Annotated in this window: 18 protein-coding genes and 1 tRNA gene; 7 read left to right on the plus strand and 12 right to left on the minus strand. The window is 74.2% G+C overall.

All coding sequences use genetic code 11. The annotated features are described in order from the left end of the window. Positions 1–72 precede the first annotated feature (72 nt). Entirely contained in the window at positions 73–798 is a 726-nt protein-coding gene (locus GGQ55_RS16705) for an HAD family hydrolase (RefSeq protein ID WP_179718579.1), read from the plus strand. A gap of 312 nt (positions 799–1,110) precedes the next feature. On the opposite strand, the gene GGQ55_RS16710 is transcribed toward GGQ55_RS16705, so the two are convergent. From GGQ55_RS16710 to GGQ55_RS16740, 7 genes are all read right to left on the minus strand, one after another. Continuing rightward, positions 1,111–1,184 (minus strand) — tRNA-Gly (locus GGQ55_RS16710). An 85-nt stretch (positions 1,185–1,269) separates the two neighbouring features. After that, entirely contained in the window at positions 1,270–4,494 is a 3,225-nt protein-coding gene (locus tag GGQ55_RS16715) for a heavy metal translocating P-type ATPase (protein WP_179718581.1), read from the minus strand. A gap of 82 nt (positions 4,495–4,576) precedes the next feature. Beyond that, on the minus strand, positions 4,577–5,005 hold the full coding sequence (locus GGQ55_RS16720; RefSeq protein ID WP_179718583.1) for a hypothetical protein: 429 nt from the start codon (positions 5,003–5,005) through the stop codon (positions 4,577–4,579). Beyond that, on the minus strand, positions 5,002–5,160 hold the full coding sequence (locus tag GGQ55_RS16725) for a hypothetical protein (protein ID WP_179718585.1): 159 nt from the start codon (positions 5,158–5,160) through the stop codon (positions 5,002–5,004). Before GGQ55_RS16725 ends, GGQ55_RS16720 begins: the two co-directional genes overlap by 4 nt. A 33-nt stretch (positions 5,161–5,193) precedes the next feature. Continuing rightward, positions 5,194–5,427, minus strand: a complete 234-nt coding sequence (locus GGQ55_RS16730; RefSeq protein ID WP_179718587.1) for a heavy-metal-associated domain-containing protein — start codon at positions 5,425–5,427, stop codon at positions 5,194–5,196. A gap of 203 nt (positions 5,428–5,630) precedes the next feature. Next, entirely contained in the window at positions 5,631–6,374 is a 744-nt protein-coding gene (locus GGQ55_RS16735; protein WP_218859311.1) for an alpha/beta hydrolase, read from the minus strand. Positions 6,375–6,965: 591 nt separating this feature from the next. Continuing rightward, on the minus strand, positions 6,966–8,501 hold the full coding sequence (locus tag GGQ55_RS16740; RefSeq protein ID WP_179718591.1) for an MFS transporter: 1,536 nt from the start codon (positions 8,499–8,501) through the stop codon (positions 6,966–6,968). Between the two features lie 53 nt (positions 8,502–8,554). On the opposite strand from GGQ55_RS16740, the gene GGQ55_RS16745 reads away from it, so the two are divergent. Then, a complete protein-coding gene (locus GGQ55_RS16745) occupies positions 8,555–9,058 on the plus strand; it encodes a PadR family transcriptional regulator (protein ID WP_179718593.1) in 504 nt (167 codons plus the stop codon). A 49-nt stretch (positions 9,059–9,107) separates the two neighbouring features. On the opposite strand, the gene GGQ55_RS16750 is transcribed toward GGQ55_RS16745, so the two are convergent. From GGQ55_RS16750 to GGQ55_RS16765, 4 genes are all read right to left on the minus strand, one after another. Further along, positions 9,108–9,587, minus strand: a complete 480-nt coding sequence (locus tag GGQ55_RS16750) for a GNAT family N-acetyltransferase (RefSeq protein ID WP_179718595.1) — start codon at positions 9,585–9,587, stop codon at positions 9,108–9,110. Further along, a complete protein-coding gene (locus GGQ55_RS16755) occupies positions 9,584–10,009 on the minus strand; it encodes a hypothetical protein (RefSeq protein ID WP_179718597.1) in 426 nt (141 codons plus the stop codon). The genes GGQ55_RS16750 and GGQ55_RS16755 overlap by 4 nt, the downstream gene beginning before the upstream one ends. 162 nt (positions 10,010–10,171) lie before the next feature. Beyond that, a complete protein-coding gene (locus GGQ55_RS16760) occupies positions 10,172–10,405 on the minus strand; it encodes a heavy-metal-associated domain-containing protein (RefSeq protein ID WP_179718598.1) in 234 nt (77 codons plus the stop codon). A 52-nt stretch (positions 10,406–10,457) separates the two neighbouring features. After that, entirely contained in the window at positions 10,458–11,903 is a 1,446-nt protein-coding gene (locus GGQ55_RS16765) for an MFS transporter (RefSeq protein ID WP_179718600.1), read from the minus strand. 114 nt (positions 11,904–12,017) lie between these two features. Here GGQ55_RS16765 and GGQ55_RS16770 point away from each other — a divergent pair, with 114 nt between their 5' ends. From GGQ55_RS16770 to GGQ55_RS16790, 5 genes are all read left to right on the plus strand, one after another. Next, positions 12,018–14,723, plus strand: coding sequence for a helix-turn-helix transcriptional regulator (locus tag GGQ55_RS16770; RefSeq protein ID WP_179718602.1), 2,706 nt, complete (start codon positions 12,018–12,020; stop codon positions 14,721–14,723). A 55-nt stretch (positions 14,724–14,778) separates the two neighbouring features. Beyond that, on the plus strand, positions 14,779–15,849 hold the full coding sequence (locus GGQ55_RS16775) for a flavin-containing monooxygenase (RefSeq protein WP_179718604.1): 1,071 nt from the start codon (positions 14,779–14,781) through the stop codon (positions 15,847–15,849). Beyond that, positions 15,846–16,184, plus strand: a complete 339-nt coding sequence (locus tag GGQ55_RS16780; protein ID WP_179718606.1) for a hypothetical protein — start codon at positions 15,846–15,848, stop codon at positions 16,182–16,184. The genes GGQ55_RS16775 and GGQ55_RS16780 overlap by 4 nt, the downstream gene beginning before the upstream one ends. A 2-nt stretch (positions 16,185–16,186) precedes the next feature. Next, on the plus strand, positions 16,187–16,582 hold the full coding sequence (locus tag GGQ55_RS16785; RefSeq protein WP_179718609.1) for a hypothetical protein: 396 nt from the start codon (positions 16,187–16,189) through the stop codon (positions 16,580–16,582). A 122-nt stretch (positions 16,583–16,704) separates the two neighbouring features. Further along, on the plus strand, positions 16,705–18,075 hold the full coding sequence (locus GGQ55_RS16790; RefSeq protein WP_179718611.1) for an outer membrane protein assembly factor BamB family protein: 1,371 nt from the start codon (positions 16,705–16,707) through the stop codon (positions 18,073–18,075). A 66-nt stretch (positions 18,076–18,141) separates the two neighbouring features. On the opposite strand, the gene GGQ55_RS16795 is transcribed toward GGQ55_RS16790, so the two are convergent. After that, complete coding sequence (locus GGQ55_RS16795) at positions 18,142–21,438, minus strand: ATP-binding protein (protein WP_179718612.1); 3,297 nt, start codon at positions 21,436–21,438, stop codon at positions 18,142–18,144. Between the last annotated feature and the right edge of the window lie 38 nt (positions 21,439–21,476).

Below are 21,476 nucleotides of genomic sequence, written 5' to 3' on the forward strand. Positions count from 1 at the left end.
GGGTCGTTCCGGTGCGAGCTCGCCGGCGGGTGTTCTTGTCGGCGTCGCGCGCCGGGGAGCAGGGTGCTCGTCATGACCGAGCGCACCGTGCTGTCCTCGGAGCCACCCGCGCTGCTGTTCGATCTCGACGGAACCCTGATCGACAGCGTCTACCAGCACGTGCTGGCCTGGCAGGAGGCGCTCACGCGATTCGGAATCGAGTTGTCGGTGTGGAAGATCCATCGCCGGATCGGGATGAGCGGCGGGCTGTTCGTCGCCGCCCTGTTGCGCGAGACCGGCGGATCGCTGTCGACCGGGCAAATTCGGGAGCTCAACCTCGCCCACGCCGAGGCCTACGGGCGCCGCCGGGACAGCGTCCGCCCGCTGCCGGGGGCCCGCGAGCTGCTCGCCGCCCTGACTCGCCAGGACGTCACCTGGGCCATCGCGACGAGTGGACTCGCGGTCGCGGCTCGGCCGGCCCTGGACCTGCTCGGCCTCCCCGCCGACACCCCGCTCGTGACCCGAGACCAGGTACGGCACGCCAAGCCCGATCCAGACCTGTTCCTCGCCGCCGCGGCACGGGTCGGCGTGGCCGTCAGTGATGCCGTTGTCGTCGGTGACAGCATCTGGGACCTGCTGGCCGCCCGACGGGCCGGCGCGCTCGGGGTTGGGCTGCTCTCCGGCGGATACGGCAGTGACGAACTCGAGCGGGCCGGTGCCTACCGGGTCTACGCCGACCCCGCCGATCTGCTCGGCCACCTCGACGAGATCGGCGTGCGCCAGCAGGAGAACTGGACCGATCTGCCGTCGGAGGTCTGATCCGTCATCGCACCTACGCGAGCGTCTGCGCCGTTGTCATCGTCGGTCGAGCGGCTTGAGGTGCCATAGAGGGGATCGTTCGGAGGGTCGTCGCTCGGCACGGCCTCGAGCCCAACCGCGTGACCAGTTGTGGTCACAGGCAGGGCGGAACATCTGGCCTCCAGCTGGCCGGATCGAGCCGCCCGGCGTGACCAATTCATGACCAACCGAGCGGAAAACAGGGGTCATGAAAGGGTTCAAACGGGCCTTCCAGAGGCTCCTGCAGAGCTTCTCCAGAGGGTCTAACAGGTCGGGTTGACCTGCGGTGATGCGTGGAGCGGGTGACCGGGATCGAACCGGCATGGCCAGCTTGGAAGGCTGGGGCTCTGCCATTGAGCTACACCCGCGGAGGTGCCGGCCAAGCGTACCGGGCCGACGCGTGACAGCCGCGAGGGCGCCAGGCCGCTGCCCGGCGCCCTCGCGGTCCACGGATCATCCGGCCTGCACGGTGAACGGCACGGTGATGACGTCGCCGTCCGCCAGCCGGAACTGGGCCCACAGCTGGTAGATCCCCGCCGTCGGGAACGAGGCGTGCACCTCGAGCTCCGGGCCGAACGTCGTCCCGGGCAGGGCGAACACGGGGCGACCGGAGGCGTCGGTCACCTCGGCGTGCTCGTGAGCGAAGGTTTGCCCGTCCGCCCGCATGACCACGATGTGGCCGGCCGCCGCCAGGTACGGCTGCAGGTCGTCGATCGGCCGGCCGGTAGCGGCGTCGGTGAGCGTGAAGTGCAGGTCGCTCGAGCCACCGACCTCGGCAGTCCCGTCCAGCGAGACCCGGACGCCGTCCACCTCGACCGTCCGCGGTCCCGCCGTCAGCATGACCGGGGAAGGAGCCGGCCCTGCCACGGTCAGGACCTGTCGCGAGTGGACGTCGGCCATCTCGCCCTGCCGGCGGAACTCCGTGTTCACGATGTACCGCCCCGCTGTCGGGAAGGTCAGCGAAACCGCCAGCTCACCGGGCCGTCCGGTCGGCTCCGGGTGGACATGCGCGAACGTGCCCAGGTCCTCCCGCGTGGCGATCAGGTGCATCCACGCCTCGTGCGAACGGGTGATGTCCTCGATCGGCTGGCCGGTCGCGGCGTCCCGGAGCGTGACCACCAGCCGCGTCGGCTGCCCGGGCCGCACGTCGGCAGGCAGAGACAATTCCACGTCGACCGAAGCGTCAGCGGCGTCGACCGGCGGCACCTCGGCGGTCATCATCACGCTCATCTCCGGCCGCATCGGCATGCCGGTGCCCTCGACCCACGCCAGCTGACCGTTCATCCCGCGCGACGCGAAGTCCATCCGCGACACCGCCGTCAGTCCCGCCCCCAGCGCCAGCGCGACCACGGCCACGCCGGTCAGGTACGCGTACTGGCCGATCCGGGTGCGCAGCGGCGGCCGCAGGACCTCCGCGACGGAAGCCGGACGGCGGAACCGGCGCAGCCGAAGCGCGTTCGTCAGCACGCTCACCGAGCTCATCGCCATCGCGGCCGACGCCAGCACTGGGTCGAGCAGCAGGCCGTCCCACCAGTACAGCGCGCCGGCCGCGACCGGGATGAGCAGCAGGTTGTAGCCGAACGCCCAGCCCAGGCCCTGCTTCATCGTCGTCACCGTCCGCCGGGACAGCGCGATCGCCGAGACGATGCCCCGCAGGTCACCACCGACCAGCGTGATGTCCGACGCCGCGATCGCGACGTCCGCACCCGTGCCGACCGCGATGCCCACGTCCGCGGCCGACAGAGCGGCGGCGTCGTTGATGCCGTCCCCGGCCATCGCCACCACGTGCCCGTCGGCCTGCAGCTCGCGCACCTTCGCCGCCTTGTCGGCCGGCAGCACCTCGGCCAGCACGTGCTCGATGCCGATCTGCGCAGCGATCGCACGAGCAGTCGCCCGGTTGTCGCCGGTCAGCATCCACACCTGCACGGCCAGCGCCTGCAGCTGCGCGACCGCCTCGGCCGACTCCGGCTTCACGGTGTCGGCCACGGCCAGCACGGCGGCCAGGACGCCGTCCACCGCCACGAACATCGGCGTCCGGCCGGCGGCGGCCTCAGCGGCGGCAGCAGAGGTCAGAGCAGCGACGTCCACCCCACGAGCAACCATCAGCGCGGCGTTGCCCACCAGCACGTGCCGCGAGCCGACGACGGCGTCGATCCCGTGCCCCGGCACCGCGTCGAACGAGCGCAGAGCAGGCAGGTCCAGGAGCCGCTCGGTCGCGGCGAGAACCAGCGCCTCGCCCACCGGGTGCTCGCTGCCGGTCTCCGCGGCCGCGACCAGCGCCAGGACGTCGTCCTCGTCCCAGCCGGGGGCCAGGGTGACCGACACCAGAGCCGGCTTGCCCCGGGTGATGGTGCCGGTCTTGTCCAGGACGACGGCGGTGACCCGACGCGCGGTCTCCAGTGCGTCGCCGTTGCCGATGAGGATGCCCAGCTCCGCGGCGCGGCCGGTGCCGACCATCACGGCGGCCGGCGTCGCCAGCCCGAGCGCGCACGGGCAGGCGATGATCAGCACGGCGATCGTCGTGGAGACGGCCATTGTCATCGGGCCGAACAGCGCCCAGCCGACGAACGTCAGCGCGGCCAGGCCCAGGACGATTGGGACGAACCAGGCCGAGACCCGGTCGGCGAGGCGCTGCAGCGGCACCTTCGCGCCCTGCGCGTCTTCCACCAGCCGGACGATCTGCGCCAGCGCCGTGTCGGCGCCGACCGCGGTCGCCCGCAGCACCACGCTGCCGGTGCGGTTCAGCGTCGCGCCGATCACCGTGTCGCCGATCGACTTGTCGACCGGCAGGCTCTCGCCGGTCAGCATGCTCTCGTCGATCGCCGTCGCGCCGTCGGTGACGACGCCGTCCACCGGTACCTTCTCGCCGGGCCGCACCCGCACCAAATCGCCGACGGCGACCTGCTCCACCGGGACGTCGACCTCCGCGCCGTCCCGCAGCACCCGCGCGGTCTTCGGCGCGAGGCCCACCAGCGCGGTGATCGCAGCCGCCGTCCTCTTCTTGGCCTTGCCTTCCATCCACCGGCCGGCCAAGACGAGCGCCAGGATCACCAACGACGTCTCGAAGTACACGTGCAGCGGCAGCCCCCACCGCTCGGCGGCGGCCGGCCAGAGCGTGACGAACGCGCTGTAGCCGTAGGCGACGACCGTCCCCAGCGCGACCAGCGTGTTCATGTTGGTCGAGCGGTGCTTCGCGGCGGTCCAGGCGGCGCGGTAGACGTCCCGCCCGGCCCAGAACTGCACGACGGTCGCGACCACGAGGATCGCCGGCATCAGCCAGTCCATCGTGTCCAGGTAGAGCGGCACGTACATGAGCACCATCAGCCCGAGGCCGACGCCGAGCGTGATCTGCCACTTCCGCTTGAGAGCGGTGAGGTGGGGGTCGTCGTCCGTGGCCTGCGGAGGCTCCGGGGCGGCCTGTGCCGCCTCGCGCCGCGGGGTCGCGGTGTACCCGGCGCGGGCGACGGCCGCCGACAGCTCCTTGAGGCCGACGGTCGCCGGGTCGAAGCGGACGGTGGCGACCTCGGTGGCCAGGTTGACCTCGGCGCCGGCCACGCCACCCACTCGGTTGAGTGCCTTCTCCACCCGCCCGACGCAGGAGGCGCAGGTCATGCCGCCGATGTCGAGGGTGCAGCTGGCGATCGACGCGGTGGCCAGGGGTGGCGCCGTGGTGGTCATCGAAACTCCTGAAGGACGGTGGTGCAGCTACGGGCGAGGGTTGCGTGGGGATCACGGGGTCGGACCGGCGATTTCGCCAGGTTCAGGCGGCGATCCCGGCGACGAGGGCGAGGGCGACGAAGCCGGCGGAGACGAAGTCGACGGCGGCGCAGAACGGTGGCCACCACCGGGTGCCGGCGACAAAGCCCGTGCGGTGCTGCCACAGGTCCTTGAGCCCGTGGCCGACAAGCCCGGCTACGACGAGCCACAGCGATGCCGGGACGGCGACGGCGGCGACGACCACGAACAGGAGCGCGACCGTCACCTCGACGACGATCACGCGCCGTCGTCCGTCGGCGACGGCGAAGCCGACGTAGATGGCGGCGATCGCGGTGAGCTCGAGCGCGTAGACGGTCGTGGCGGTCAGCCAGGGGAAGACCAGCGGGGAGGCGGCCTGCACGGCGCCGAGGGCGGCGCCCCACGCGACCGGCGTTCGCAGCAAGGGCACCGTGGTCGCCGGGTGCGTGGTCACGAGCTGCACCCGCCGGCGCGCTCGGGCAGGAGTCGGTGCACCGGCGCGAACGGCGGCGCAGGGTGGAAGCCGGCTCGTACGAGGCGGCGGTGGTGGGCGGCGGCGAGCGGGTCCTGCCGGGGGGCCTGACCGAAGTAGGGGTCGAGGTGCTTCATGGCCGTGGTTCCTTCCGGGGTGTCGAGCGTGGTTCAGGGAACGAGGACGTAGCCGGCCTCGTCGACGGCGGCGGCGATGTCGGCGCGGTCGATCGGCCGGTCGGCGGTGACAGTGACCGTGCCGGTGGCGAGGTCGACGTCGACGGACTCGACGCCCTCGATGGCGGAGATCTCCTCGGTGACCGCGACCTGGCAGTGGGCGCAGGACATGCCGGTGACCGTGAAGGTGGTCGAGGCGGTGAAGTCGGGGGCGGTGTCGGACAGCATCGGGGTGCTCCTCTGTAGTGGCTGGTGCGGGTAGTGGCTGGTGCGGTGCCGGGATGAAGAGTCGGTGCGGAGCTGGGGTGCTCTCACCGGGGAAATCGCCGGTTGTGGCTCGGTGGCCGTGATGCCAGCGGTGGCTGTGAACCGGTGATCCGCACAGTGCGGGTGACCAGGTCGACCAGCAGGGCCCGCACGCCCGTGCTCGGTCAGCGCGGCGCGAGCGTCATGCCGCCGCGGACGGCCCGGACGACGTCGTCGATGGCGGAGGTCGACTGCTGCGCGCCCAATCCCTCGTCGAGGAGGCCGCCGTGGCCGGCGTCGGCGGTGCGGTGGCTGCTGTTCGTCGACAACGCGGCCATCCGGTCCTGTGCAGCGTTCCAGACAGCGTCCGACGCATGTCCTTCGGCCGTGAGCACCACCATGGGCGTGCTGCCGAGGCTGGACAGCCGCCGGGCGTCGTCCATCAGGGCGGGCATGGTGCCGATCTCGTCCAGGGTGTTCTGCAAGCCGCGGGGACTCGTGACGAATGCCGCGAACCGGCTCGCCTCGGGATCGGGGAACGCGGACCAGGTGGACGTCGGGAAGAGTCGGCCGACACCGAGGCGGGCGACGCTCGGCAGCAAGGCGAGCGGACCGGGCGAACCGGCCTGCATCGTGCCGGCGGCGGTCCGATAGGGGTTCGTGGTGTCGAGGAGGACCATCCCGGCGACCTGCTCGGGGTAGCGGTCGGCGTAGGTCATCGCGTAGTCGCCGCCGATGGAGTGCCCGACCAGGACGTACGGGCCGTGTTCGCCGGCGCGGGCGAGGAGCGTGTGCAGATCGGCGGCGGCCGCAACCCCGTCCTGCGGTTCGGCGGCGTCGCTCCAGCCCTGCCCGGCGCGGTCGTACGCGCACACGGGTGGTGTCGGCGACGGTGGGCGCGATCCGGGCCCAGCTCGCTGAGGATCCACCCAGCCCGCTCATCAACACCACGGTGGGGCCGCCGGAGCCGGTGCAGTCCAGGTGCAGCCGATGACCGCCGACGTCGTAGAGCCGGCCGGGCATCGCGTAGGTGTGCTGGTCGGCAGCCAGCCCGAAGGTTTCGGCAGCACCGCCGATGGCCGCGACGGTCATGACGACGACCACGGGGAACAGCAGCCAGCGACCGGCGCTCATCGAGCGGCGCACCCGCATCCCGATCCACACCGCCAGCGCCAGCAACAGCGGAGGCCAGACCCAGCCGGCCGCAGTCAGCCCCGGGTCGTCCGGCGCGGCGAGCACCAGACCCAGCCCGGTCGCCCCCAGTGCGGCGGCCGGAATCCAGGCCCACCGCTGTGGATGGTCGGTCAGCCGCGTCGAAAGCAGTGCCAGCATCGCCCAGCCGATCGCGAACCCGAGCAGCGCCGACCCGGTGACCGCGGATTCGGTCGTGCCGAGGAACACGAGCAGGGGGAGGACGACGGCGAGCATCGCGCCGGTGAGCAGCGACCCGGCGACGATCAGCCGGGTCCGGCCGCGGCGGGTGCCCTGGCGGGAGGTGCCCACGGCCGCCGCGGCGGTGTTCATGAGGGCTCCTTCGCGGTCAGGAAGGGAACCGGCTCGGACGCTCGCGGCGCGGCGCGGCGGATTGCGAAGGGTGCGCGGGGACATCGTCCTGGCCTCTCGAGGGTTGGTGGGCCGCGGCTCAGCGGCGGGGCTGTCCGGCGTTGGCCGCAGACGGCGGCGTGGCCGGGCTTGGGCTGGGCAGCCGGCCGGAGCCGCGGCGTAGCAGTCCCAGCGCACCGGCTGCCAGCACGGCTCCGGTCAGCGTCACCACCAGCACGCCGGTGCCGGTGGCGGTGGCGGCCGAACTGCCTGCTCCCGTGCTGGTCGTGTACACGGTGTCGGCGGCGGCCAGCGCAAGGGCGCCACCGACCTGCCGCACCAGGATGAGGGTGGAGAGTGCACCGGCGACCGCCGTCGGGACCACGGAGCGCTGCAGCGCGATCTGGAGCCCGGACAGCGCCGGTCCCACTCCGAACCCGATCAGCGCCATGAACACCAGGCCCTGCCAGACCGGCGTGCCGGCGTCGAACGTCCCCGAACCCGAGCGCCCCGAGCGCGGCGAGTCCTGTGCCGATGAGCACCGGCCACCGCCACTGCTGCCAGCGGTTGATGGTGCTCGCGGCGAGGGTGGTGGCCAGCACGAGGCCCAGCAGGAGCGGGTAGATCAGCAGTCCGGAGCGCGTGGCGCTCACGTGGCGGGCGCTTTCGAGGTAGCGGGGCAGCAGGAGCACGCCGGCGTACAGCCCCGAGGTGGCCGTGGCGCCGGCGACGAGCATCGCGGCGACCGCGCGGTCGGCGAGCAGCCGCAACGGAACGACCGGCGCGGCGGAGCGCCGCTCCACGGCCACGAACGCCGCGAGGACGGCGGCGCCGGCGACCATCGGAGCAACGGCGCGCTGGTCGAGCCCGACGAGGACGAGCCCTACGCCGATGCCCAGCAGGGCCATCCCGGCGACGTCGATGGGCACCTCGCGCCCCTCGAACCGGCCGAGCGACCGGGGAAGAAACCGCGCGACGACGACCAGGGCGGCCAGACCGAGTGGCACGTTGACCAGGAACGCCCAGCGCCAGCCCGGCCCGTCCGTGATGACCCCGCCGAGAAGCGGCCCGAGGATGAAGGCGAGACCCATCAGACCGGCAAGTGCCGCCTGCAGGGAGGCGCTGCGGCGTCCGGCGTACAGATCGGCGACCAGGATGAACGGCAGACCCTCGAGTGCGCCGGCGCCCAGCCCCTGCACGGCCCGCTCCGCGATGAACTGGCCCATGCCCTGCGCCGACGCGGCCAGCGCCGAGCCGACGAGGAAGAGCCCCAAGCCGAACAGCAGCATCGCGCGGCGTCCGTACCGGTCGGAGAGCCGGGCGTACACGGGCAACGAGACCGTGGCCGGGACCAGGTACGCGGTCACCGCCCACAGGTAGAGCGAAGCGCCGTCCAGGTCGCGCACGATCGCCGGCAACGCCGTCCCGACGATGGTCTGGTCGAGCATCGCCAGCAACAGGCCACAGACGACCGCGGCAAGCAGCAGCCGTGGGCGGCGCACGAAAACATCCACATGACGACACTTACATGTCATTTCTTACACATCAAGCATGTAGACTGGCGGCCATGTCGCTACCCCACGCCGTGCTCGGCCTGCTCGCGGTGGCGCCGGGAACGGGCTATGACCTGACCCGTCGGTTCGAGGCGTCGCTGAGCCATGCCTGGCATGCCAGCCACAGTCAGATCTACCCGGAGTTGGCCCGGCTGCAGGGTCGCGGCCTGGTCGAGGAGGCCGGCCGCGGGGCACGGGGGAGCCGCACCTGGGCGATCACCGAGCAGGGGCGGGCCGAGCTGGACCGCTGGCTGACCGAGGTGCAGCCCAATCGGAGTCAGCGCAACGAGACCGCGCTGCGCTGGTTCCTTCTCCCGCTCCTCCCGGCCGACCAGCGCCGCACCGCACTCGAGCGGGAGATCGCCGACATCGAGGACTCGACCGCCTTTCTGCAGGCATCTGCGGTCGGGGACGGCGGCGCGGGCGACGATCACCCCTTCCGTGCCACGGCTCGCCTCGGCTTGCGCATCAACGACGTCATGCTCGCGTGGCTCCGCGAGCAACTGGCCGACACGTGAACGTCCCGCGCCGCCGGATTGCCCCTTCCGCGGTGTCGCCGGGCTCCCCTCAGAGCTCGAACGGGAGGGCAGTGAGCTCGGCGTAGGCGTCGGGCGACCAGGAGGCGAGCACCTTGTCGCGGAGCCGCGCGCCGAGCCGGCGGTAGAAGCGCTGGGCGTCGACGTTGTCGGGCTCGACGCCCCAGGTGATGACCAGCCGGTCGGGTGCGGCGACCTCGGTCAGCGCCTTCATCAATTGCCGCCCGACGCCGTCGGAACGGCTGCCGGGCCGGACGAACAGGTCGTCCAGCGCGAGGACGTCGCCGCCGGTCCACAGGTGCAGACGGCGAACGGCGGAGACGTAGCCGACCGCCGTCCCGTCGCGCTCGGCGAGCAGCACGGTGACGTCAGGGCGGCCCAGCAGCGAGCGCCACAGCCCCTCGTCGACGTGCACGTGCGCGGACTGGTCCTCGTGCTCGGCGATCTCGCGGACCATCGCCGCCACCACGGGGGCGTCGGAGGACTCGGCCGCCCGAATCGCAACGGTCATCGACGACGCTCCGCGAAGACGGCGGCCAGGTCGGTCGAGTTGAGGTAGACGACGATCTGCCACGAGTCGGCGGACCGGCGCAGCAGGAACTGCGAGGGCAGCACCAGCGGCTCGGCGTCCTGCGTGTCGTGGGAGAAGCGGGCTGTCCACGTGGTGGCGACCGGCGTGTGCAGGTCGTCGAGGGGTGTCTCGCTCAGCTCGGTGAGCTTGAGCCCCTCGACGCCGATGCTGCCGAACAGCTGAGCCCGGCCGGACAGGGCCTTGATGAGCGCCTCGCGGGGGACCGGCGTCGCACTGCGAGGGTCGAGGCTGAGGAACGTCTCGGCGAAGCAGTCACGGGTCACCTCGGGGTCGGACGTGTCGGCTCCGTGGCGGTAGCGGTCGAAGAACTCGAGGACGTCGGGGCGGGCGGTAACGGGCATGGCGGTTCCTTTCAGGCGGTACGACGCGGCCGGCGCAGGTGCGTACGGCACCGATGCGGCCGACGAGCGCAGGCGGCGCGGAGCAGGTCGGTCTGGTGGTTGCGGACGAGGTACTGGTCGATGGTGGTCATGGCGAGGGTCCTTCCGGGGTCAAGAGGGGGTTCAGGGGACGAGGGCGTAACCGGCCTCGTCGACGGCGGCGGCGATGTCCGCGCGGTCGACAGGCGAGGTGGCGGCGACGGTGACCAGGCCGGTGGCCAGGTCGACGGTCACCGACTCGACCCCCGCGACAGCGGAGATCTCCTCGGTGACCGCGCGCCGGCAGTGGTCGCAGGTCATGCCGTTGACGGTGAACGTGGTCGTGCCGACGAACGTGCGGGGCGTGCTGGACAGCATCGGAACTCCTTGATCGGGAAGACGACGTGGTGTCGGTGCGAAATCGACAGGTTCAGTGGCCGTGGCCGTGAGCGACGGCGCCGACAGCCGGCTTGCCACCGGGGACGGCGAGCAGCGTGAGCAGGAACAGCCCGGCCAGGACGACGGCGGTGGCGGTGAACGCGCGGCCGTAGCCGTCCACGAGGCCGGCCCGGGTGGCCAGGTTCCCGGCGATCGCGGTGAGTCCGGCGACGCCGAGCGCCGCGCCGATCTCGTGGCCGGTCATCATCAGCCCGCTCGCGACGCCCGAGCTCTCGGCCGGCACGTCGCCCATCGCGGCGACCGCGATCGCCACGAACATCGGGCCGACGCCCGCGCCGACCAGCAGGAACCCGGGCAGCACGTCGGCGGCGTAGGAAGTGCCGCCGGCGTTGAGCGCCAACAGCAAGACGCCACCGGCCATGACGACCAGCCCGCCGAGGATCAGCGGCTTGGCACCCACGTGGCCGATGCCGTGCGACGCCGCGGCGGCCGACAGCGTGATCGCCCCGGCCAGCGGCAGGAACTCCAGGCCCGCGAACAGTGCCGACGACCCGATGACCGCCTGCAGGTACAGCGACGACAGGAAGATCGCGCCGACCACGACGCCGGTTACCCCGGCCATGACCGCGGAGGCGGAGACCAGCGAGCGGATCCGCCAGGTCGCCGGCGGCACCAGCGGGTCGGCGGTGCGCCGCTCCAGCCGGGCGAAGGCGGTCAGCAGCACCGCGGCCCCGGCCAGGGCGAGCCAGGTGCGCGGCGCCGTCCAGCCGGCCGACCGGGTGGCCTCGATGCCGAACACGAGCGCCAGTAGACCGCTGACCAGCGTCAACGCCCCCGGGACGTCGAGGCGGCGCAGCGCACCGGTCCGCGAGGCGCCAGGGGTGACCGCGCGCAGCGTGCCGACGACGACCGCGATGCCGATCGGCACGTTGATGAAGAACACCGCGCGCCAATCGAAAGCACTGGTCAGCGCCCCGCCGAACAGCACTCCGGCGGCGATGCCGAGGCTGCCGACGGTGCCCCACACGGCCAGCGCGGTCTGCCGCTGCTTGCCCGCGTAGGCGGTCATGATGATCGACAGCGCCGCCGGGGTGAGCAGCGCGGCACCGGCGCCCTGGGCGGCCCGCGAGGCGATCAGCATCCACGGGGCCTGGGCGAGCGCGCTGGCCAGCGACGCGGCAGTGAACAGCCCGACCCCGGCAAGGAAGGCGCGCCGCCGGTCGAGCAGGTCGGCGATCCGGCCGCCGAGCAGCAGCAACCCGCCGGAGAGCAGCACGTAGGCGCTGATCGTCCACTGGTAGTCCGCGGCCGACAGCTGCAGGCCGCGGGCGATCGACGGCAGCGCGACGTTCACGACGGAGACGTCGAGGATCACCATCACCTGGGCGGCGATCATCAGGACGAAGACGGTCCACGGCCTGCGTGGCTCGTCGGGGTGCGCGGGGTGCGCCGGGGAGACGGCGGAGTGGGCCGACATCGTTCCTCCTCGAGAACGGGGTGGTTGGTCGGCTGCCACGCTCGCGGCCGAGGAGTTCGCTCACGCCGGGGAAATCGCCAGGTTTCGTTCCTCCTCCTCGGTACGGTTCGGCTCGTGCTGGCCGGACGGGACTCGGAACGCGCGGCGATCGCCGCCCTCCTCGACGCCGCCCGGCAAGGCAGCGGTGGGGCGCTCGTCGTCCGCGGGATCGCCGGGTCCGGGAAGTCCACGCTGCTGGCCGACGCCCTGCCCACCGACATGACCGTGCTGCGGACCTCCGGCGTGGAGTCCGAGTCGCCGCTGGCCTTCGCCGCCCTGCAGCGGCTGCTGTGGCCGCTGCGCGGCCGGATCGGCGGCCTGCCCGCTCCGCAGCAGGCGGCGCTGCGCGCCGCGCTCGGTGAGGCCGAGGGGGACGGCGACCGGTTCCTCGCCTTCCTCGGCACGCTGAGCCTGCTCGCCGACGCCGCCGACGAGCGCCCGGTGGTGGCGGTCGTCGACGACGCGCACTGGCTGGACGACGCATCCGCCGCCGCGCTGCTGTTCGTCGCCCGCCGGCTGCAGGCCGAGCGGGTCGCCCTCCTGTTCGCCGCCCGGGACGGCGACGTCCGCCGGTTCGAGGCCGACGACCTGCCGACCGTCGTCCTGGGTGGGGTGACCGGCCCGGACGCCGACGCGCTGCTCTCCACGAGAGGTCCGGTCGACCCGGCGGTCCGCGACGAGCTGGTCGCGAGCACCGGGGGCAACCCGCTGGCGCTGGTCGAGCTGGCCGCGGCGCTCAGCGCCGAGCAGCTGGCCGGCCAGGTACCGCTGCCCGCGGCGCTGCCGCTGACCGGGGGAGTGGAGCGCGGGTTCCTCGACCGCTGCCGGCGGCTGCCGGAGCCGGCGCAGCGGTTCCTGCTGGTCGCCGCCGCCGACGACACCGGCCGGCTGACCGTCGTCCGCGATGCCGCCGAGGCGCTCGACGCCGGCGACGACGCCCTCGACGCGGTGGAGCGGGCCGGGCTGCTCCAGGTCGACGGCGACGCGCTGTCGATGTACCACCCGCTGGTGCGCTCCGCGGTCTACCGCGCGGCGACCAGCACTCAGCGGCGGGCCGCGCACCGGGCGCTCGCCGACGTCCTCGATGCCGACGCCGACCGCCGCGCGTGGCACCTGGCCGCGGCCGCCGACCGCCCGGACGAGACCGTCGTGGCAGCCCTGGACGGCGTCGCCGAGCGCGCCGCCGGCCGGGGCGGTCACGAGGCGGCGTCGGCCGCCTGGGCGCGCGCCGCCGAGCTGACCACGAGCGGGGAGGACCGCGGACGGCGGCTGTACCTCGCCGCGTCGTCCGCATGGCTCGGCGCGCACCCCTCGCGGGCGACGGCGCTGGCCGACGCGGCGGCTGCCCTGGTGACCGACCCGTCTTTGCGGGCGCGGCTGCTCCTGCTGCAAGGGACGGTCGCGTGGAACACCCGCTCGCTGAACGACGGCTTCGACCTCGTCGTGCAGGGCGCCGAGGCCGCGCTCGGCGCGGACGAGGGGATGGGGCGGCAGATGGCCATGCTCACGGCGTCGCTGTCCGCGTTCGGGGGCCGGTCGCCGCGGACCTTCGATCCGGTGCCGCTTGTGCCGCCGCCCCCGGCGGACGCGCCGGCCGGGATGCAGGTGGCCTTCCACCTCATGCACGGGTTCCACGCGCTCGCCCGCCCGGACTACGCCGCCGCCGCGCGGGAGTTCCGCGGCGCCTTCGCGCTCACCGACGCCGATCCGCTCGAGGGCGACCACGTGCTGCAGCCGAACCTGGCCATCGCCGCGTGGGTCGTGGACGACGACGAGCGCAGTCTGCGGCTGCACGACGACCAGCTGGTCGCCGCGCGCCGGGCCGGCGCCCTCACGATGGTCGAGCACGCGCTGACCCGCGGCTTCTTCTCGCAGCTGGTCACCGGCTCGTGGACGACGGCGACCGCGGCCGCGGCGGAGGCGCTGTCGCTCATGGCCGGCGCGGGCCAGACCGTGCTGATGGCGCTGCCGGCCGCGCAGATCGCCCTGGTCAGCGCGCTGCGCGGGGAGGACGCCGCCGATCGGCTGCTGGCCGAGGCGACGGCACTCCGCGACGCCCACCCGGTCGGGCTGACGGACGGGCAGGTGGTCGACCTGCTCCACTGGGGGCGCGGGCTGCGGGCCGCCGCCCAGCCGGCGACGGCGCTGCACCACCTCGAGCAGATCCAGATGCCGATGATGCGGCGCATGGCTGTTCTGGACCTGGCCGACGCCGCCCTGAGGGCCGGTCGCCTCGACGTCCTGGGCACGTGGCTCGACGGGGTCGCCGCCTTCGCCGACGGCACCGGCACGCCGAGCGCGGTCGCCGTCGTCGAGCACGGCCGCGCCTTGCTGGCCGACGGCGACGAGGCCGAGAAGCACTTCCGGCAGTCGCTCGAGGCGCACGCCGGCTCGCCGCGGTTGCCGGACCGGGCCCGCACCGAGCTGGCGTTCGGCGAGCACCTGCGCCGCAACCGCCGCCGGGTCGACGCCCGCGAGCACCTGCGGACGGCGCTCACCCTGTTCGAGGAGCTCGGCGCCACCCCGTGGGCCGAGCGCGCGGCCCAGGAGCTGCGCGCCTCCGGCGAGACCGCGCGCCGCCGCGACGTCTCGACCGCCACCGACCTGACCGCGCAGGAGCGCCAGGTCGCCGGGCTCGTGCGCCAGGGGCTGTCCAACCGGGACGCCGCCGCGCAGCTGTTCGTCAGCCCGCGCACCGTCGACTTCCACCTGCGCAACGTGTTCAACAAGCTCGGCGTGACCTCCCGCGCCGAGCTGATCGCGCTGTCGCTGGAGCTGTAAGAACCTGGCGGTTTTCCCGGCGTGACGCCGGCGCCGGATTCCTAGCGTCTCCGGCATGACCTTCGACGTGATCGTGATCGGCGCCGGCCAGGCCGGCCTCGCCCTCGGCGCGCAGCTCGCCGCCCGCGGCGCGGACTTCGTGATCCTCGACGCCGGCTCCGAGATCGGCTCGGCCTGGCGCAACCGCTGGGACTCGCTGCGCCTGTTCAGCCCCGCGCAGTACGACTCGCTGCCCGGCCTGCCCTTCCCGGCGCCCGCGGACAGCCACCCCACCAAGGACGACGTCGCCGATTACCTCGTCGCCTACGCCCGGCACTTCGCGCTGCCGGTCCGGCTGGACTCGCCGGCGACGCGGGTGCACCGCGAGGACGACGGCACGTTCGCCGTCACCACGCCTGGTGAGCTGCTGCGGGCACGGCAGGTCGTCGTCGCCACCGGGCCGTTCCAGACGCCGTCCATCCCCGCCATCTGCGGACAATTGGACCCGGACGTGCCGCAGCTGCACAGCGCGAAGTACCTCAACCCGGACCAGCTCCCCGCCGGTTCGCACGTGCTCGTCGTCGGCGCGGCCAACTCCGGTCTGCAGATCGCCGACGAGCTGGCCGCCCGGTGCACGGTGACCGTGGCCGTCGGCTCCCGGCCGAAGGAGCTGCCGCAGCGGGTCCTCGGCCGCGACCTGTTCTTCTGGCTGACCCGCTCCGGGTTCTTCACCGTGAGCGCCGACAGCCGGATCGCCCGCCGGCTGCGCGAGCGCGGTGACCTGGTCATCGGCACCCGCAGCAGCCGGCTGCGCCGCCGCGGCATCGGCTTCCGTCCGCGGCTGACCGGCTTCACCGGCCGGACGGCACGGTTCGCCGACGGCGCGTCCACCGAGGTGGACGCCGTCGTGTGGGCGACCGGCTACCGCAGCGACTACTCGTGGCTGCACATCCCTGGCGTGATCGAGGACGGCGCCGTCCGCCACCAGGCCGGTGTCACCGACGTTCCCGGGCTGTACTTCCTCGGCCTGCCCTGGCAGACCAGCCGGGGCTCGGCGCTGCTCGGCTTCGTCGGCCGGGACGCCGAGACCCTCGACCGCCGCCTGGCCGCCGACGCGGCGCAGATGCCGGTCGGAGCGCTCCGGTGACCGCCGTCCTGACCGGCTGGGTACGCGCCCTGCTCGTGCCGGTGATCGCGCTGGTCGCGCTGCCGGTCGGGTGGACGCTCAGCGGCGCCGCCGGCTGGCCGGTCGCGATCGCCGCGGTCGCCGCCGCGGGCGTGCTCAGCGCGACCTGGCTGCGGATGCGCGGGTGGTCCCCGGCGCCGGTGCACCTGGTGACCTGGGCCGCGCCGGTCGCCGTCCTGGCCCCGCTGGCCGCGCTCGGCGAGCTGACCGCCGACGGGCTGGTCCTCTGGGCGCCGATGACGACCGTGCTGGCGGTGTCCCTGGCGCTGACCCGGCGCCCCGCGACGGTGGCGTAGCCATGCGCACGGCTCTGCTCTGGGGCGCCGGCGTCGGCGTCGTCCAGGCGTTCTCCCCGCTGGCCTTCCCCTGGCTGGGCGCCACGACCGTCTACGCGCTCGGGCTGGTCCTGATCGCGGCGGTCTACATCGGGTTCGCCGTGGCCGACGGGCGCCCGCATGTGCTGGTCGTGGAGACGGCGGTCGCGGCGGGCTTCGTCGTGGTGGCCGCGGTCGCGATTCCCGTCTCGCCGTGGCTGATCGTGGCCGGGCTGGCGGGGCACGGCGTCAAGGACGCCGTCCAGCACCGCACCGGCTTCGTCACCGGGACCCGGTGGTGGCCGCCGTTCTGCGCGGCCGTCGACGTCGTCGCCGCCGCACTGCTGGCGGTCGCGCTCAGCGCCGGAGTCCTCTCCTGATCGCGCGCCGGTCCTGCGTGGTTTCGCGCGCTTAACCGCGCGCGGTTAAGCGCGCGAAACCACGCAGGACCCCCGGGGTGCAGGGTGTCGGCGTGAGGTCCGGGTGTGCGGCCGGTGGTGCAGTGCTCGCGCTCGTGCTCGTGCTCGCCGCGTGCACGTCGGGGCCGCCCGCCGCTGACCCGTCGCCGGCCTTGTCCTCGTCCGTCACCTCCCCGGCCCCCGCGGCCGGCGCCGGGGACTGGCTGGGCTACCACGCCGACCCGGCCCGGACCGGGGCAGTCGCCGGACCGTCCCCGACCGGGGTGCAGGTCGCGTGGGCCGCCGACCTGGGCGGCGCCGTCCGGGGCCAGCCGCTCGTCGCCGGCGGCACGATCTTCGCCGCCACCGAGACCGACCGGGTCGTGGCGCTCGACCCCGCCGACGGGCACGTCGTCTGGTCGACGTCCCTCGGCACCCCGCTGACCGACGTCACCGACACGGTGGGCTGCGGCAACATCGACCCGCTCGGCGTCACCAGCACCGGCGTGATCGACACCGCCTCCAACACGCTCTGGGTCGTGGGCGAGGTCAGCGAGGGCGACGCCGTGCACCACCGGCTGTTCGGCCTGGACCTGGGCACCGGCAGCATCCGGGTGTCGGCGGACGTCGACCCGCCGCTGCCGCCGGGCCAGACGCCGCTGCACCTGCTGCAGCGGGCGTCGCTGGCGCTCGGCAACGGGCGGGTCTACGTCCCCTATGGCGGGCATCTCGGCGACTGCGGGCACTACCACGGCTGGGTGGTCGGCGCGGACACCGGCGACCCGACGCAGCAGGTCTCCTTCCAGGTGGCGCCGGACGGCGAGGGCGGGGCGATCTGGCAGTCCGGCGGGGCGCCTGCGCTCGACGACGCGGGGAACGTCTTCGTCTCCACCGGCAACGCCAACCCGTTCCCCTCGGAGGAGCCGGATCCGCTGCGGTACGCCGAGAGCGTCGTCAAGCTCGGCCCCGACCTGCAGCCGCTGGCCGACTACAAGGACCCCGAGGCCGGCGGGGACGAGGACCTCTCCACCGGCAACCCGGTGCTGCTGCCCGGCGGCCGGGTGTTCGCGGTGGGCAAGACGAACACCGCGTTCCTCCTGGACGGCGGCGACCTGCACCGGGTGGCCGACGTGCCCGGGGTCTGCGACAGCGATCCGGACGGCGGCCCGGCCTACGACCGCGCGAGCAACCGCGTCTTCGTGCCCTGCCGCGGCGGCGGGCTGCAGGTGGTCGAGCTCGACGGTCCCTCGCTCGGCCCGCGGCTGGACGGGGCGGACAGCGCGCCGGTGGTCGTCGGCGGCACCGTCTGGGCGGTGGACGTCGAGGAGAACACGCTGAACGCGTTCGACGCCGCGACAGGAAAACGCATCGAGAGCGTCGACGTCGGCACCGACCTGCCGGTCTTCGTCTCCCCGAGCTTCGGCGCCGGCCTGCTGCTCGTAGCGACGACGCAGGGCGTGACCGCCTTCCGCTGAGCCCCCCGGACACGGTTTCGCGCGCTTAACCGCGCGCGGTTAAGCGCGCGAAACCACGCACGACGGCTACTCGTGGGCGAGGCGGGCGGCCCGGCGGGCGAGCAGCCGCATGCCGATCTCCTCGGCGACCTCCCGTGCGGCGGCCGCCTCCCCGGCAGCGGCCGACCGTTCGCCCCGGGCGGCCAGGACGCCGGCCAGCGCCAGCCGCCCCCGCACCAGCGCCGGCCGCAGGCCCAGCCGCTCGGTGGTGTCGATCGCCTGCCTCAGGTGCCGCTCCGCCGGGTCGAGCTGCCCGGCCCCCGCCTCGACCATCCCCAGGAAGACGCCGACCGGCCCGAGGGCGCCGATCCCGCCGTGGATGGCGATCTGGTCGGCGAACGGCAGCAGCCGCTCCGCGATCGCCGCGCACACCGTTTGCTCGGCGTTCAGCTCGGCGGCGATCAGCGCCTGCCAGCAGGTGATCGACAGCGAGTCCCACTGCAGCGGGTACGGCTCGAGGCCGTCCTCCGCGGCGACCGCCGCCGCGGCCGCCGCCGGCTGGCCCGCCTGCAGCAGCGCCAGCGCGGTGATCAGCAGCGTGCCGCTGGTCGCCTCGGTCGTCATCGCGTCGGTGGCCAGCTCGGCCAGCCTCTCCGGCAGGCAGCCCTGGTCGATCCACACGAAGGCGCGCATGACCAGGTCGGTCCGGGCCTGCGTGTAGAGCTGCGTCCGCTGGGTGACCGCCCACGCCCGGTCGATGAGCTCCATCGCCACCTCGTAGGAGCCGTCGAGCATCGCCCGCGCGGCCTGCAGGCTGATCAGCTGCGAGGACACCAGCGGCAGGGCGTGCTGCTCGGTGACCTCCCAGGCCCGGGCGAGGTCGGCGTCGTTCCCGTCGACGTCCCCGAGCGCCAGCTTGGTGACGCCGCGCCGGGCCAGCGCGACCGCCACCATCTCCGGCCGCTCGCGCTCGTCGATCAGCTCCAGCAGCTCGGTCGCGGCGTCGATCAGCTCCTGCTCGTGACCCGGCAGCCAGGCGGCGGCCAGCTGCCCGAGCAGCGCGGTGACCAGCAGGTCGGTCCGGCCCGTGCGCCGCGCGACGGCCAGCCCCCGCGCCGCCTCGCGCAGACCGCGGTGCCGGTCCGGCCCGTAGTGGCAGTACATCGCCAGCGCGGCCAGCGCCTGCACCCGCGCGGTGTCGTCGTCCGAGGCGGCGACCGCCTCCAGCCGCTCGACCAGCCGCTCCGGGTACGTCTCGTACTCCACCGGGAACCAGACGCCGCCGATGGTCGACAGCTGGTCGGCGGCGATACCGGCCGACGTGGTGTCCCCGCGGGTCAGGGCCGAGTCGATCGCGTCGCTGAGCAGCCGCTGCGCCGCCGCCCACGAGCCCGCCCGGGCCATCGACGTCCCGGCGCGCAGCAGCAGGTCCTGCCGCAGCTCCGGCGAGGGGTCGGTGTCCAGCGCCCGCGACCACCAGCGCGCGGCCGTCTCGTGCGCGTGGTCCAGCGCGGCCCGCGTCGCCGCCGCGGCGCACGCGGCCACCGTCTGCTCCGCGGAGGTGAACGGCCGCCCGGCGACCAGGTGGTGCGCCCGCTCGAACGGGTCGGCGGAGTCCGGTAGGGCGTCGGCCAGCCGGGCGTGCAGCCGCGCCCGGCGCAGCTCTGGCACCTCGGCCAGCAGCGAGTCGCGCACCAGCGCGTGCGCGAAGGCCAGCCGGCCCGGTCCGGCCGCGCGCACGAGGTCGGCCTCGGTCGCGGCGTCCAGCGCGTCGAGCAGGGCATCGTCGTCCGTCCCGGAGGCCCGCTGCAGCAGGCCGACGTCGAAGCGCTCCCCGGCCGCCGCGGCCAGCCGCAGCACCGACCGGGCGTCGTCCGGCAGCCGGGCCAGCCGCCGGTCGACGACGTCGCGCACCCCCGGCGGGACGGCGTCCCCGGCCACCCGCGCCAGCTCCGTGGCGAAGAACGGGTTGCCGCCCGAGCGCTCGTGCAGATCCGCCGCAGCGCGCTCGTCGAGGCCGTCGGCCACCCGGCGCACCAGCCGTGCGGTGTCTTCTGCCGCCAGCGGCCCGAGCGGCAGCGACACGAAGCCGGCCGTGCGGGCCAGCGTCGCCCGCACCTGCGCCAGCCCGGCGTCGCGGACGCCGGTGCGGCAGGTGCACAGCACGGCGATCGGCCCGTGCTGCAGCTCGACGGCGAGGAAGGCGAGCAGCCGCAGCGATGCCGGGTCGGCCCAGTGCAGGTCGTCCAGGACGACGACCACCGGGACGTCCGCCGACGCGCTGACCAGCGCGGTCAGCACCCGCTCGAACGCCGCGAACGCTCCCTCATCCGGCGCGGCCGGGGGGAGCTGGGCGCCGAGCGCGGAGACGATCTGCTGCCACGGCCACAACGCGGGGGAGTCGTCGTCCTCGTGGCAGCGGCCCCACGCCACGCGCGCGCCGTCGTCCGCAGCCGCCGACGTGAGCTCGGCCGCGAGCCGGCTCTTGCCGATGCCCGCCTCGCCGTCGATCAGCACGAACCGCGGGCCGGACCGCCCGAGCCCCGCCACCAAGGCCCGGAGCTGTCCGAACTCGCGCTCGCGCCCGATCAAGGACGGGGGAGCGGGCGTCACGGGCGCCGGCACGTCCCCGGCGCCCAGCGCCCGGGCCTGCGCCGCCCGCAGCGCCGGCCCCGGCGTGACTCCGAGTTCGTCGTCGAGCAGCCGGTGGACGTCGGTGTAGCGGGCCAGCGCGTCGGCGGTCCGCCCGGCGGCGACCAGCGCGTCGATGAGCAGCACCCACGGTCGCTCGCGCAGCGGGTGCTCGGCAACCAGCGCCTCGGCGTCGGCGACCGCCTCCGCGGGCCGGCCCAGGACGGTCAGCGCGGCCAGCCGGTCCTCGCGGCAGGCCAGCCGCTGCTCCTCCAGCCGGTCCCGCGCGCGGACGGCGAACTCCCGGTCGCCGGCGTCCTCCAGCACGGTGCCCCGCCACAGCGCGAGTGCCGCGTCCGCGGCGGCCAGTGCGGCCGCGGGGTCGCCGGCGGCCAGGGCGTCCCGGGCAGAAGTCGCGACTTCTGCGAACCGGCCGGCGTCGGTCTCGGCGGGGGAGACGGCCAGCCGGTAGCCGGCCGGCGTGCGCAGCAGCAAGCGCGGCGCCTCCCCGGCCGCGCGCGAGGGCTCGAGCGCGCGGCGCAGCCGGGAGACGTAGGTGTGCAGCGACGCCTCCGGATCGGCCGGGGGCGCGTCGCCCCAGAGCTCCTCGACGATCCGGTCGAAGGACACCGAGCGGTCGGCCTCGGTGAGCAGCAGCCCGAGCAGCACCCGCTGCAACGGGCTGCCCAGGTCGATCGGCGGGCTGGACGGGAACGGGCGCGCCTCGACCACACCGAGCACGCCGAAGAGCACCAGCGCCTCCTGACCTGCGCGTTCAGCGGGGATCGAGT

Source organism: Petropleomorpha daqingensis (assembly GCF_013408985.1).
In the GTDB taxonomy this organism is placed as follows: Bacteria; Actinomycetota; Actinomycetes; order Mycobacteriales; family Geodermatophilaceae; genus Petropleomorpha; species Petropleomorpha daqingensis.